Below are 14077 nucleotides of genomic sequence, written 5' to 3' on the forward strand. Positions count from 1 at the left end.
TGACGTCGATGCCGAGGCGCGGCAGGGATGCAGAGATGGCGGGTGAACTCATGAGAGAAGAAGGAGTGAGGATGAAGTCTTGATGAAACCAGGACAGCAGGTGGGAGTCCCCGGCATGAGTTCGAGCTTGTCTGCGGGCTGCCATTCGGTGAGAATGGGCCCTGGATATGGTTCGGCTTCACGGCCGGGCATGGGACAGACACCCGCGCCAATCTAAACTGCAGGATCGTGACTCCTGAGCCGGTGGGCGGTCTGCGGGTGTCTGCTCCCACTTCCGAGTCCATGGGCCATCGCTATCGCGATGGCTTGATCTCTTCAAGGAGGACTCAATGTAGAGACAAGCCGGTGGTGGAAACGGCGAAGCCGTTGAGAACCACCGGATGCGGTAAACGTCGCCCCCACGGGGCATCGCGTCCCGGAGGGACGCCGGAATGGTGGTGTGACGGAGGCATATCTGGGGTCAGGGCATACCTCCAGCGTCCCTCTGGGACGCCCTGGGGATTTGGACATCGGGGTCGTCTCTCCGGTGGTTCCCGGCCGCTGCGCGACCTCCACCACCGGCTATTTTCCATGCTCCCTCCGGGAGCGGGGGTTGCGAAGCCGCGAAGCGAGAGGGTTGGGTGAGGGGTAGGTCGGAAGGAAAGAACATCCAGGGGGATCGGAGGAAGGCGAGGGCGCCTTCCAATGCACGCGGGGGCGCGTGCGCTCCCCTTCCGATGCGCGCGGGGGCTTCCTTTTTTGTTTAGGCTCCGAGCTGGCGGGCCCATTCGATGGCGCGGAGCATGCCGGTGGCTTTGTTGACGGTTTCCTGGTATTCGCTGGTGGGGACGGAATCTGCAACGATGCCGGCACCTGCCTGGACGTAGGCTTTGCCATCCTTGAGCACGCAGGTGCGCAGGGCGATGCAGGAATCCAGGTTGCCATCGAAACCGAAGTAACCGACAGCGCCGGCATAGGCGCAGCGTTTGCTTTTTTCCAGTTCATTGATGATGGCCATGGCGCGGACCTTGGGACTGCCGCTGACGGTGCCTGCCGGGAAGGTGGCGCGCATGACGTCATAGGCATCTTTGTCCTCATGAAGACGGCCGTCCACGTTGCTGACGATGTGCATGACGTGGCTGTAGCGCTCGATGATCATGAGGTCGCTGACCTTGACGGTGCCGTATTCGGCGACGCGGCCGACGTCGTTGCGAGCGAGGTCCACGAGCATGATGTGCTCGGCACGCTCTTTGGGATCGTTGAGGAGTTCATCCGCCAGGGCATCGTCCTCGGAGCGGGTTTTTCCCCTCCAGCGGGTGCCGGCGATGGGGCGGATATCGATACGGCCATTGAGGCATTTGACATGGACCTCCGGAGAGCTGCCAACGAGGGAGAAACCCTGCGGGAACTGGAGGCAGAACATGTAGGGGGAAGGATTCACATGGCGCAGGGCGCGGTAGAGATCCATGGGCGTGCCGGTATAGTCGGTCTCGAACCTTTGCGAAGGGACGCCCTGGAAGATATCCCCAGCGCCGATGTATTCCTTCATTTTGACCACCATGGCTTCGTATTCGGCCTGGGTGGTGTTGCTGACCGGTGGGGGCATCTGTTCATTGCTGACCGGGGCGATGGTCTGAAGGGGCTTCACCGCGAGGGGCTGCGAGAGCTTATCCATCAAGGTGGCGATCTGTGCCTGGGCCCAGGTGTAAGCAGCATCGAGATCGGCATGCTCATCCGTGTGGACATTGGCCACGAGGGACATCTTGCGGGTACGGTGGTCAAAGATGACGACGGTATCCGTGATCATGTACACCATTTCAGGAAGGCCGAGTTCGTCCTTCGGTGGTGCCGTGAGGGTGGGCTCAAAAAAGCGGACCATGTCGTATCCCAAGTAGCCAACGGCACCGCCATGGAAGACGGGGATGGGATGGGACTCGAGAGGCTGAAAGGGGGCCATGAGCTTTTTGAGCTCGTCCAGGGGATCTGTGGCGGTGGTGAAGGTGCGGGTCTTGCCGCGTTCTTCGATCTCGATCTCCTTACCGCGTGCGGTGAAGATCATGCGTGGGGAACTGCCGAGGAGGCTGTAACGGCCGGAGTGCTGGGTGAGCTCTGCGGATTCCAGCAGGAAGCCGCAGCGGCCATCGTGGATCTTTTGAAAGGCGGAGAGAGGGGTCTCGTAATCAGCCGTGAGCTCTGCGACCACCGGGACGAGGTTTCCCTGCTGGGCGAGGGAGCGAAAGGTGGGGAGGTCTGGCTGGAGATGCGGGGCGGACATGGCAATGCGGCAAAGGGCATTCACCATAAGGGGCGGCGGATGTGGCGCAACTGGCTTTCCCTTTTGGAGAGCAAGAGGGAAAGAGGCGTCTTCCTGGCAGAGACGGGAGCTCGCGAGCCGCCTCTCACCCCTGCCCTTTCGCTGAGCGGGTGCGCAGTCTCAGTCCCTGGGACTGAGATACCGGGGGCGGGAGGGTGATCCCGCCTAACCGATGGTGCGTGTTACTTGGCCTTTTTTGTGGCGGCCTTTTTGGCGGGAGCCGCTTTCTTGGCAGCGGCTTTTTTAGCGGGAGCGGCGGATTTAGGAGTCGGGGAAACGGCTTTTTCGTCCTTGGGAGCTGGCGGCTCAGCGGTCTTCTGGGTGGAGGCCCAGTCATTCACGTGCACCCACTCACCCTTTGCGCCATCGCGGACATAGTCGCTATCCTGGAGGATGCCGCGTGTGTAGAAACTGAGCATTTCAGTTTCAGCAAAAGGACCGAATTCAACGAAGGAGCGGCTGAGGTAAAGGGAGTCTTTCATGGAGTGAATGTAGGTGAAGTTTTAACGCGTTATTGGGATGATAACGCCAGCAGTCTTTAGCAACTTCCTTGCCACATGAATTGCCTGGGCGAGGGCTGTGTCGCCTCATGCAGTTTGCAATTATGAGCGTTATTTTTGCGCGCAAATTGCACGATCATTTTGTGGACTTTTGATCGGGTAATTCCTCAAATAATTCAGTCCAGATGGAGAGGTCTTCATAGTCCCCAATGTCCCATGCGCGAATGTTTTCCCGACCCGGCTGGCTGAAGAAGAAGCCGGTCATGCCATCGTAACGGGACCAGGCGCGGCTGTCGAAAATGAGAAGCTCGCCTTCGGTAAAATGGTCCCGCAAGGCTTTAAAGGTGCGGCGGACGCGATAATGCCGGCCGATTACAAAGGGGTCTCCGGGCGACGATGATGCAGGTGACGGTGAGGTGCTCATGCAGAAGGAACCATGAGGGTGGAGGGAAGAACTGGCAATCGACGATTCCAACCCGGAAAGCCGTGCCTAACAAAAAGCCCGCCACCTCCGAAGAGGCGACGGGCGGAATGGAAGCAAGTGATTAATCGTCGATGATGACGCGGTTGATCACGCGAGTTTCGCCCTGGTTGGCGTAATGCACATTCACAGGGACGCCGACGCGGATGCGTGCTTTGACGTCATCTTCCGTGAGGATGCGGCCACTGCGGGTGGTGTAAACGACCTTGTTGCCATAGCTGTAGGTCACCGGGCCGCTGGTTTCCTTCACAATGAAGGTGCTGCCAGGGGCGTATTCGGTGAGAACGCCAGTGCTGGTGACGGTCTGTGTTTCCTGGGTGGTGACGCCATCCGATGTGGTGGTCGTGGTGGTGGTGGTCTTCTCATCCGCCAGGGTGGCAGTGAGGGCGAGGAGGGAACCTGCGAGGGTAAGGATAAGCTTTTTCATGGTGTGATCGTGTTATAAGTTTTTAACGATTCAAGGAACCGGCCTACCGCCATTGGGGTCTGCAACAAAGGTTCGCTACACTCAGCGAAACTGGATGTACGGATAAAACTCAGATCGTTTCACATTCGGCCTGATAGGAGGCGATGAAGGCGATGAGCTGAGCCTGCACGATGGCCTGGGCAGAGAAGAGATCCCCCAGAGTGACGGCGAAGGCTTTTTGTTTGAGCTCGTCTTCAACAGTCAGCATGAGGGTGCTGATGCGCTCAAGATTTCCCCGGGAATGGAACTCCATGTCCTTCACCTGGGTGAGGACGGCGAGGGAGGATTCGTGGATGGCGATGGCTTCAGGAGAAGGGCCGCCTGCCGCAGGTGCGGTTTCGGTTTCAGTTACGGAAGCTTCAGCGGCATCGGCTGCGTCGGCGGCTTCCGTCTTTTTGGCTTCGGCCTCCTCATTGTGCTTTTTGTCGTGATTGACTTTTTTATCGTGAGCGGCGTTGCGGGGATCGGACATGACTGAAGGGATAGCGCTGGATGAAGCTATTCACAACCATTCATTTCAGAATTATCCTTATTAATAAAAAGATGAAACATCTAATTAAATAATGCAGACACATCCAGTTTGCCTGCGAGAAACGATTGGCAGATCAAGGAGTGACGGTCATCCAGCGGGTGGTTTCCATGCGAGAGGCGAGCTCGCGGATGCGGACTTCCCAGGTGCCGGGATCGTCATTGGTGGCGATGGAGAGCGGGAGGGTGAGGAGGCCGTTTTCGGCAGCATAATGACCGCTGCCTTCTGCGGCTTTGCCATTGGCATCGCGGATCTGGATTTCCACGGGGATGACGGCTTTTAAAGGGGTGTCCTGGGTGGTGGTGAGGCGGATGTTTAAAGCGGCAGTTTGTCCACGTTTCGCGGTGGGAGATAGGTCCGCTGTGAGCTGGAGGAGAGGCTTGGGCAAGATCATGAAGATGCGGCCATCGCAGGGGCCGAGGTCCACCTGCCAACGCAGGAGGCCGGTGGCATCGCGCTGAGGGATGATGAGGGAGCCGCGGGTGAGGTCATAGATGGTGGCATTTTCCTGCGCGAGGCTGAGGGTGGCACTGGTGGGCAGGCCATTTTCCATGACGAGGCCGCGCTGGCCGACGTAGTTGCCAGCTTCGCGATGGTCATTGATGACAAAGAGGTACTGGGCATCGCCAAAACGCCGGGTGCGGAGGATGACTTCGGGGCTATCGGCGGTGACATGGGGCGTGTGGCCGAGGGCGAGTAACTGAGGGCCGAGGGTGGTGGCGAGAGCGAGGACCTGGGCTTTGTCCGCAGCGGCGTTTTTGGTGCGCTTGAAGCTGGGGATGGTGAGGTCTGCGGTGAGGGCGGGGCAGAGGTTTTCATCCGCGATGATCTTGCCGCCTTTCTTTTGCCAAGCCTGGATGCGCTCCACGACGGAGGTGGTGAGGACATCGCAATCCGGCATGACGAGGATTTTGCGACCGCTGAGGCCGTTTTTGAGGAGTGTTTCCTCGAACATGATGTCGGTGCGGATGTGGGCGTGCTGGAGGGCGAGCCAGAGATCCGCAGCCCAGCCGAGGTTGCCACCGTAACCGCCACGGCTGGCGAACATCTGCGAGGTGAAGCTTTCTAAAACGGCGACTTCGGCGCGCTCATCCGGGATGCTCATGAGGGTGGGGCCGAGAGGGCGGATGACGTCGTGGATGAGCTCCTTCAGCACATGGACGGTGTTGGGATTGGTGTATTTGTATCCGCTGGTACTCTGGGTGGGCACTAGGGACTGCCAGCCGTGGTACATGATGCCATCAATGGGGCGGGAGAGCTTGGTCCAGAAAGCTTCCTTGAGGTGCATGGGAGCGATGGTGATGTAGGCGGCATCGGGGTCGTGATCCTCCCAGGCGACGGCATCCTCCGGCTGGGCTTTTTTGATGGGCGCGGTCTGGCTGCGATACCAGATGAGCTGAGTCATTTTCATGATGCGCTGGCGCTTGCCTGAGGCCTCGCTCATGGCGAGGAGCTGATCCGTACACAGGCCGATGCGCTGGGGATCCGGGTAGGTATAGGTCCAGTGGGAGAGGACATCTACATTGCCGCCAGCACCGCTGATGCTGGGCTGGCGGACGGCGGGATCGAAGAAGGTCCAGAAGTCGCGGCGCGCGCTGCTTTTGACGCCTTTATTGAGGGCGCTGTGGAGGCTGTTCCAGCCATCGCCAACGGTCCAGAACCAGCGGTAGTATTTGAGGATGGGATGATCATCCGGGATGACACGATCTGCAGGGAAATCCTTGAGCTTGGTCCAGTCCACTCCACGTCGAGTGACTACCTCAGTTGGGATGTCGGCATTGGCGAAGTGGCGGTAGGCATTGATGTCATCCGGAGTAAAGGAGGGCTGGGAGGCATCGCGGACCTCGCTATTCAACAGGGTGGCGGCAAGGGCGGGATGCTGGCCATAGGTGCTGGAGAAACTGCGGCCTACCTTTTCAAAGAAGGGCGGAAGCTCCGGGTTCTGGCCAGCGATGTCATGCCGGGTATAGGGCTTGCCAGAGCGATCAACGCGGAGGAGCTCTGGGTGTGTCTCCTCCAGATAACGTCCGGGGGAAAGGCGCGAGATGATGTTCATGCCATTGGCGAGGGCTTCATCCAAAGCGGCACGATTGCTGGCGATGGTGTCTGGGTCAGCGGCTGGGAGGGTTTTGGGATCGTGGCGATGTGTCCAAATTTCGCTCATGTTGGATACACCGAGCGCCATGTAGTGGGTGAAACCGACGTCCTTCATTTGGGCGAGGTCGCCACCGCCCCAAAGGATGACGGGCATCTGGGGGGTCGGACGCGGGACGATCTGGTATTCGGCGGATTTATCCGAGGTGGAATCGCCCATCTGGAGGCGGGCCTGGAGGGTATAGGTGTCGGGTTTCAGCTCTGTATTGATGGCGAATTTGACCTCATGAGTGGCACCGGAGGCGAGGGACGGGAGGGGGAAGGTTTCGGTCTTTTCACCCAAGGTCACGGTGAGGCTGGCCGCGGTGACGGGCTCGCGACGCAGATTGACACAGGTCAGGATCACGGGAGCTGCGCGCTCCATGCGCTGCCAGACGCGGCGCGGGCTAGTGATCTCCAGGGAGATGCTCTCAAAACGAAGCATGCCGGAGCAGAGGCGCACTTCATCAATGAAGCCTGGGAAGCCGCCGTAATTGCTGCCGATGCGGTCGCCTATGTGAAGGGCTTTGACTCCCGGGACGAGGCTGCCGAGACCGGGTTTATACATCTGGCTGATGAGGGAGCCATTGTGATAAAAGGTGGTGGTACCGGCGGCATCGTAAGTGATGGCGATGTGCTGCCATTCGCCGGTGATGAGCTTAAAAGGGTCCGAATAAAACGTGGCGGAGACGGCCCCGAAACCTAGGGCCAGAGACATGCTGCGGGAGCCAGCGGCATCGGCTTCCATGATCTGCCAGGCGTAGTCGGTGTGGTTATCCGGGACGTAACGCTTGTCCATGAGGTAACAGCGGCCGGCCTTGTCGAATTCGGGCTTGGGCTTGATCCACATTTCCAGCGTGAAGGCACCTGCGGGAGTGAGGCTTTCTTTACCGGTGACACGGAGGGCGTGGGGTTTGGCGGCCCCGGCGTCGGATTCAATCCCCTGCCCCAGTCGGCCTTCGGCCTTTAAGGTGGCACCGTTTTCCATGAGTTCGTGGCCTTTCCCGGAGCTGTCCATAAGCTCTGCCCCAGCATCAAATTTCCAGTAGCCGAGGACGTGTTTGCCGGTGGCGTCGGTGCCTTTGTAACCGGTTTCCCAGGATTCCTGCAAAGTGGCGGCGGGCAGAGGTGCGAGGGTGAGGAGCAGGAAGGCAGGGAGAAGCAGGCGGTGCATGGTCGGTTAAACAATACCCAGTTGGATGAGTGGATGTTGTGTCCGAATATGATTTTAAAGTGACCTTGCGCGGACACTCTCTCAAAAACGCAGATGAAGCCGCGTGACAGCTGATGACGGGGCTTTACAGGGGAGGAGGGACGCGATAAAAGGGCGGTCCACCATGTTTCCAAAAATCCTCGCCCCGCTCGCCTGTCTAGGCCTCGCACTCAGTCTCGTCTTTGCCGCACCTGATGCGAAGAAACCACGCATCCTGTTTTTCTCCAAATCCAGCGGGTTTGAGCACAGTGTGATTTCGTGGAAAAACGGCCAGCCAAGTTATGCTGAAAAAGTGCTTCAGGAACTGGGTGAGAAGCAGGGATGGGAATTCGAGTTTTCCAAGGATGGCTCGAAGTTTGGCAAAGACTATCTGGCGCAGTTCGACGCGGTGTTTTTCTATACGACAGGCAACCTGCTGGAAGCGGGAACGGATAAGCAGCCGCCGATGAGTGCGGAAGGCAAGCAGGCGCTGTTCGACTACGTGAAGTCAGGCAAGGGATTCATCGGCACACATTCCGCCAGCGATACCTTTCATACCGACAACGAGTCTGCGAAGGGACCTGAGCGGTATCTGAACCATGGCGAAAAAGCGGATCCGTATGTGCGTTTCATTGGTGCGGAGTTCATCAAGCATGGTGCGCAGCAGGTGGCGAAGAATACGGTGGTGAACCCGAAGTTCCCAGGATTTGAAAAGGTGGGTACGGAGTATTCCTTCCATGAAGAATGGTATTCACTGAAGGACTTCACCCCGGACATCCATGTACTGAGCGTGATGGATGCGCCAGCGATGAAGGGTGCGGAATATGAGCGCCCGGCTTTCCCAAGCACCTGGGCACGCAAGGAAGGCGATGGCCGCGTGTGGTATACAGCCATGGGCCACCGTGAGGACATCTGGACGAATCCGGTGTTCCAGGACATCCTCATCGGCGGTATCCGCTGGGCCATCGGTGCGGTGGAAGCTGATGTGCCGCCTAACCTGAAGGAAGTGGCTCCTGGTGCCTATACCAATCCGCCGTATGTGGCCCCGAAGCCACCGGCACCGAAGAAGGAAAAGAAAGAGAAAGTGAAGCAGCCTTGATCAGGCAACTCAGGGCTTGACCGCAGAGGAAGCTGCTGCGGTCAGCTTAGCCTTGTTTTGGACCCAGGCGGGATTCGGCTGAGCCTCCCAGACTTTGAGGTTTTTGACACTGCCTTCCACACCCATGACAAACATGAGGCTGTGTTTATCCGTGCCGATGAGGGGGTGGCTGCCGGTGAGGCTTTGACCATCGACCGTGCCCACCATTTCATCGCCCAGAATTTCGAAGACGACGGTGTGCCATTCGTCGAGCTTGAGGGGTGTTTTGACAGCACCCAGAGGCACCGATTTATCCGGGCCGCCATGGTCGTTGTCATCCTTACTGATGCGGAAGCCGGTCTCGTTCATGTGGATGCTGCACACGTAATCTTTGGCATCGACAGTGCGGACGCTGAGGCTGCGGGTCTTGCGGCCATCCAGGGGCACGTTGTTCATCCTTACCTCACACTGGATGATGACATTTTTATAGAGGAAGCCATAGGAGGCGGTGGCGGGATGCTTAACCTCCGGGGTTTCACGGCCGGTGAAAACGCCGTCCTCAACCGCCCACTTGCCGCCACGCGGGACGGCATTCCAGCGCCAGCCGGAGAAGCCACTGGCAAAGCCGGTGGAGATGCCATCGAATGGCTTCGGTGGCTGAGAGAAATCCTGGTCCACCAGCAGACTGCCACGCGTGGTCATGAGCGTGGGCTGGTCATCCAGGGCCTGAGCGGTGAAGGACGAAAGAACGAAGGTGAGGGCAAGAACGGCGAACGGTTTCATCATGGGCGGTGATGATCAACGTGGCCGGAGAGGCAAATATGACGCGGAATTGTCAGGGACTGGGCGCCGCTACGCAGAAGTGATTACGGCTGGGCGATGAGGCCGAGTCCAGCCAGAAAGGCATCGCTGCGGGCGAGGGTGTCATCCAGCAGGGCGCGGTCACGCATGAGGTAACCGTGGCCGCCGCCTTCATTGATGACAAGTTCGCTTTTATTCCCGGCTTTGAGCATGGCCTCATGGAAGTTTTTGGCTCCGATGAATGGGGTGACGGTATCGCCCGTGCCGTGAAAGGTGATCGTGGGTGGCAGGCCGGCACGCACATGGTGGACGGGGGAAAGCTCCTGCCAGGTGGCACCGATTTTAGCCTGGCCGTAGCCTTCTTTGGAACAATCGATGACGGGGAAAAGAAGGACGAGGGCATTGGGGGTGGTGGAGATGCTGAGGTCTTCCCCTTCTTCATTGACGGTATCAAAAAGGGCGGTGGCGGCGGCGAGGTGCCCACCGGCTGAGCCGCCGCTGACGATGATCTTTTGCGGATCGATGCCCAGCTCTTTGGCATGCGCGCGAACGTAACGCACGGCGCTACGGGCATCCTTGACACAATCATAGACCGTCACACCAGCCTTGGCATTATTCAGACGATACTGGATGCTGATGCCGACGAGGCCCTGACGGGCATAATGATCTGCAAAGGGCATCATGCGCTGTGGATTGCCGCCCGTCCAGCCACCGCCATGGATGGTGATGAAGCAAGCGCGGGTATCCGTGGGCTTATGCCCGGCAGGCTCAAGGATATGGAGCAGCAGTTCACGATCCCCTGCCTTTTTATAAACGAGGGTACGGGTGGCGGTGATTTTGGCTGCGAGCTGATCCAAGGCATCGGGCTTTTTGGCAGGTTTCGCGGGTGGGGTTAGCGGTGCAGGCGTCTGCGCAAGGGCGGGGCTGACGGCAATGGCGGCGATGAAAAGCAGGCTGGAAAAACGGGTCATGGCGGGCAGAGGAAACGTGAGGAGGCGGGGCAAGATTTCGCGAAGATTGAGAGGTCGTGGCCGGGCAATAGAGGACGACGGTTTTCGTGAGAAAACGAAGTGTGACTTAGGCACGGGGATGGGAGGCATCATAGACTTCTTTCATCCGCTGAGTGGAGACGTGGGTGTAGATCTGTGTGGTGCTGAGGCTGGCGTGGCCGAGGAGTTCCTGCACGCTGCGGAGATCTGCCCCATTATTGAGGAGGTGGGTGGCGAAGCTGTGCCTGAGCTTATGCGGTGTGACGTGGATGGGCAGGCCGGATTTTTTCCAGTATTTGTCCACGACATCGGCGATGGCTTGATTGGTGATGCGTTTGCGCAGCTTGCTGAGGAAAAGGGGACCGTGGTGGACGCCTGCTTTGACACGGTAGCGCTGGATGGCCTCCATGGCGGGTGTGCCGATGGGCAGGAGGCGCTCTTTGCGGCCTTTGCCGATGACACGGACGGTATCACTGTAGGAATCCACGTCTTCGACGTTGACGCTGGCGAGTTCGCTAAGGCGCATGCCGGTGGAGTAAAAAAGCTCGAGGATGGCGGCATCTCTTTCACCTGCCCAGACGGGGGCAGCGCGTTCTTTTTCCAGCTTCATAGGCAGGTCCAGCATGTCGGTGATCTGCGTGAGGGTGAGGACGACGGGCAGTTTTTTTTCCTGCTTGGGGAGCTGGACATCCAGCAGGGGATTTTGGGTCCAGCCCTGGCGGCGGGTCAGCCATTTAAAGAAGGAACGCAGGGCGGAAAAATGCAGGCGGATGGTGGCGCGGCTCATTTCCCGCTTCATCTGGCCGAACAAATAAAGCCGAAAGTCATCGGCGGTGAGGGCCTCCCAAGTGGTGAAGTTTTTGTGGCCCTCGCGGAAGGTCTTCAGCGCGTGGGCATAGTTTTCCAGCGTGCGCGGGGAGGATCGCCGCTCCACCTCCATGAACTGGAGGAAGGCCTCACCAAGGGCATCTGGCGGCAGCGGGGTGGACATGGGTTCCTGGTCAGATAAGACCCGGAGGTGCGAAGATCAAGGCGGGAGAGAGGTGCCTATCGACCTACATCTATGCCCCCCAAGCGAGCCTGGAGGGCGGGAAGAAGCAAAAGATAAAGGCGCTTTTTAGACGCTGCCAGTGGCATTGACGAGGGTGCCCATGGGCTCACCGATGAGGGCGCGGCGGATGTTATCCGGCTCATTCATGCTGAAGACGATGATGGGCATGTTGTTTTCCATGCAGAGGGAGAAGGCGGTGGCGTCCATGACCTTAAGCTGCTGGGTGAGGCAGTCGTGGAAGCTGATGTTTTCATAGCGCACGGCGTCCGGGTTTTTATTGGGATCCGAGCAGTAGATGCCGTCCACTTTGGTGGCTTTGAAGACGCAATCGGCGCCGATCTCGCTGGCGCGGAGGGCGGCGGTGGTATCGGTGGAGAAGAAGGGATTTCCGGTGCCGGCGGCGAAGATGACAACGCGGCCCAGCTCCAGGTGGCGCATGGCGACGCGGCGGATGAAGGGCTCGGCCACGTTTTTCATTTCGATGGCGCTTTGGACGCGGGTGGGCACATCCATGGCCTCCAGCATGGACTGGAGGGCGAGGGAATTCATGACGGTGGCGAGCATGCCCATGTAATCGGCGGTGGCGCGCTCCATGCCTTTGTTGCTGGCACTGACGCCGCGCCAGAAATTTCCCCCGCCGACGACGACGGCGATTTCCAGCCCGGTCTGGTGGGCGGCTTTGATCTGGGCCGCGATGTCCTCGACGATGGGAGGAGAAATGTTATCGGTGCTGCCTGGCTCCCGGAGAGCCTCACCGCTGAGTTTAAGAAGAATGCGCCTAAATTTCCGTGTGCCTGTGTGATCGCCCATGAAGGTGTAGATTTCTCACGTCATACATGATGGGGTGAGGCGATGCAAAGGATGAAGTTGGCAATTGTTAAGGCGGGGGTGACCGGATGTGATATTTGCCTGACTTTTTAGACCTCGATGGCTTCGCATTTATCCCGCCAGCCGGGGAAGTTCCAGAGGTTGGGGAAGCCGGAGCATTGGTGGGGCTTTACGGTCTGGATGCGGCAGGTATTGATGCCGTCCAAAAAGAGGCATTCGCCATTGGGCTTATCGATGATGGAGAGGCCGGTGCGGTTGGCATTGAGGCGGGTGCAATCGCGAATGAATTCATCCTCCGGCATGCCGATATGGGCTGCGATGGCGGTGGCCTCCGCCGAGGTGATGTTGACATCGCCCGGCCAGCGGCAGCAGTTTCCACAGCGCTGGCACTGATAGTAGGGCTTGGATTCGTCAAGATGTGGCTGGGCGGTCATGAAAACTTTTGCATTCGCACGGTTCGTGCGACGTTACATACTTCATCGAATGATTCGACTCTTGCAACGGATGGATGATAGCGAACCCCGGCACGCCGAGGGTGGTGCGACGGGCGCTGCATCTGACCTGCGCCGGGTGACGCTGCTGGCGGATGCGGACGAGTCTGCAGAAACGGCGCTGGAGGATTGGGCGCGCGGACTGGACTGGGTGCACTGGCTGTTTTCCAGCATCCGGCAGCGGCAGGCGGGGATCTGTTTTCACGCGGTGAATCTGCCGCAGCCGAGCCTTTACCCGCGGGCGCCGATCACCCGGCAGGCGCTGGCGGCGCGGTGGGAAAATTTCACGCAGGAGCTGCGGGGGAATCTGGGGCGACCGCTGATCCAGGCCTGGCAGGCGGCGCGGGAGCTGGACCTGCCGAGGCTGCGGGAGCTGGATGCGCTTTTGGATGCGACGCTGAAGGGTCCTGCGCTGGCGGGGAGCCGGGAGGCGGGGGCGCGGCTGCTGCAGGGGACGCGCGGAGCCCGGTACCAGGGGCTGCTGGGGCGCTACCGTGCGGTGCAGGAGGAGGGCGGGACGCCGGGGCACTTTTTCATCGTGTGGGCGGCGGCGGGCCATTTTTTCCAGCTGAGCCTGGCCAGTGTGATCGCGGAATACATCCGGCTGGAGTGGGACCTGGCCGTGCGCCACCTGCCCTCCCCTGCCCATCCGCTGTCCGCCCAAAGCATCGCGGGACTGACCAGCCAGCTCATGCATCTGCCGGGCACGGGCCTGCGGCTGCTGGGTGAGGAGGGGGAGGTGGTCAAGGGCGCGGGGGATGAAGGCTGCGCCACGGACGGTGGGGTGGGGTGAGGGTTATGGGGCTTTTGGATGGAGATGTTGCGCCATTCGCCGAGGAGGGTATTTTCTATTAAGGTATCTGGTATCCCTTCTTGAATGGAACCGACGAAGGTGTCATCCAGGTGACACTCGATGACGAGTTTATGCTCCCGTGAAAAATTCTGAAGTTCTCTGATGAGTAGGGTGACTTCATTCAAGTGCTGCATGTCCACCTCTTTCGGTAGCGGCTTTGGACCAAGCGCCGAATATATATCCAAATAGCCGCCCAATGAGGATTGCACTTTCCCTTCTGTATCGGCTTCCTCCTCGAACAATGCGGGAGGCGCAATTACCCAATCTATATCTCCAGCCAACTTCTGCACCAGTTTTTCCAGCAGCTCAGGCAGCATTGCGGGTAGATCCGGATTCAGGATCTCAAAGCTAAATTGCTGGACTGGGTGATCAGGGGTGATGCTCATTTCACT

At 59.1% G+C, this 14077-nt stretch carries 13 protein-coding genes; 2 read left to right on the plus strand and 11 right to left on the minus strand.

Going from position 1 to position 14077, the window contains the following annotated elements:
• Window positions 1-742: 742 nt before the first annotated feature.
• The 6 genes from trpE to EI77_RS22540 form a co-directional block, all read right to left on the minus strand.
• Entirely contained in the window at window positions 743-2281 is a 1539-nt protein-coding gene (gene trpE, locus EI77_RS22515) for an anthranilate synthase component I (RefSeq protein WP_243839024.1), read from the minus strand.
• A 194-nt stretch (window positions 2282-2475) separates the two neighbouring features.
• Window positions 2476-2775 carry a hypothetical protein gene (locus EI77_RS22520; protein ID WP_133797573.1) on the minus strand — a complete coding sequence of 100 codons (300 nt, stop codon included), beginning with the start codon at window positions 2773-2775 and terminating at the stop codon, window positions 2476-2478.
• A gap of 154 nt (window positions 2776-2929) precedes the next feature.
• Window positions 2930-3217: a hypothetical protein gene (locus tag EI77_RS22525; protein ID WP_133797574.1), complete on the minus strand. Its 288-nt coding sequence runs from the start codon at window positions 3215-3217 to the stop codon at window positions 2930-2932.
• 121 nt (window positions 3218-3338) lie between these two features.
• Window positions 3339-3701: a hypothetical protein gene (locus tag EI77_RS22530; protein WP_133797575.1), complete on the minus strand. Its 363-nt coding sequence runs from the start codon at window positions 3699-3701 to the stop codon at window positions 3339-3341.
• A gap of 109 nt (window positions 3702-3810) precedes the next feature.
• Complete coding sequence (locus EI77_RS22535; protein ID WP_133797576.1) at window positions 3811-4212, minus strand: hypothetical protein; 402 nt, start codon at window positions 4210-4212, stop codon at window positions 3811-3813.
• Window positions 4213-4345: 133 nt separating this feature from the next.
• A complete protein-coding gene (locus EI77_RS22540) occupies window positions 4346-7576 on the minus strand; it encodes a LamG domain-containing protein (RefSeq protein WP_133797577.1) in 3231 nt (1076 codons plus the stop codon).
• Window positions 7577-7739: 163 nt separating this feature from the next.
• Here EI77_RS22540 and EI77_RS22545 point away from each other — a divergent pair, with 163 nt between their 5' ends.
• The gene (locus EI77_RS22545; RefSeq protein WP_133797578.1) at window positions 7740-8693 is read left to right on the plus strand and encodes a ThuA domain-containing protein; all 954 of its coding nucleotides are present in this window, start codon (window positions 7740-7742) and stop codon (window positions 8691-8693) included.
• Between the two features lie 9 nt (window positions 8694-8702).
• Here the strand turns inward: EI77_RS22545 and EI77_RS22550 are convergent, their stop codons facing one another.
• The 5 genes from EI77_RS22550 to EI77_RS22570 form a co-directional block, all read right to left on the minus strand.
• Complete coding sequence (locus EI77_RS22550; RefSeq protein ID WP_133797579.1) at window positions 8703-9458, minus strand: hypothetical protein; 756 nt, start codon at window positions 9456-9458, stop codon at window positions 8703-8705.
• Between the two features lie 80 nt (window positions 9459-9538).
• Window positions 9539-10444, minus strand: coding sequence for an alpha/beta hydrolase (locus tag EI77_RS22555; RefSeq protein WP_208300456.1), 906 nt, complete (start codon window positions 10442-10444; stop codon window positions 9539-9541).
• A 106-nt stretch (window positions 10445-10550) separates the two neighbouring features.
• Window positions 10551-11453 (minus strand): site-specific tyrosine recombinase/integron integrase, encoded by a 903-nt coding sequence (xerA, locus tag EI77_RS22560; protein WP_133797581.1) that lies wholly within the window; start codon window positions 11451-11453, stop codon window positions 10551-10553.
• A 126-nt stretch (window positions 11454-11579) separates the two neighbouring features.
• On the minus strand, window positions 11580-12323 hold the full coding sequence (gene pyrH, locus EI77_RS22565; protein WP_133797582.1) for a UMP kinase: 744 nt from the start codon (window positions 12321-12323) through the stop codon (window positions 11580-11582).
• Window positions 12324-12430: 107 nt separating this feature from the next.
• The gene (locus EI77_RS22570) at window positions 12431-12775 is read right to left on the minus strand and encodes a YkgJ family cysteine cluster protein (protein WP_133797583.1); all 345 of its coding nucleotides are present in this window, start codon (window positions 12773-12775) and stop codon (window positions 12431-12433) included.
• A 25-nt stretch (window positions 12776-12800) separates the two neighbouring features.
• On the opposite strand from EI77_RS22570, the gene EI77_RS22575 reads away from it, so the two are divergent.
• Complete coding sequence (locus tag EI77_RS22575; RefSeq protein WP_166647449.1) at window positions 12801-13625, plus strand: urease accessory UreF family protein; 825 nt, start codon at window positions 12801-12803, stop codon at window positions 13623-13625.
• Window positions 13626-14077 lie beyond the last annotated feature (452 nt).

Origin of the sequence: Prosthecobacter fusiformis (genome assembly GCF_004364345.1) — a bacterium.
Lineage (GTDB): Bacteria > Verrucomicrobiota > Verrucomicrobiia > Verrucomicrobiales > Verrucomicrobiaceae > Prosthecobacter > Prosthecobacter fusiformis.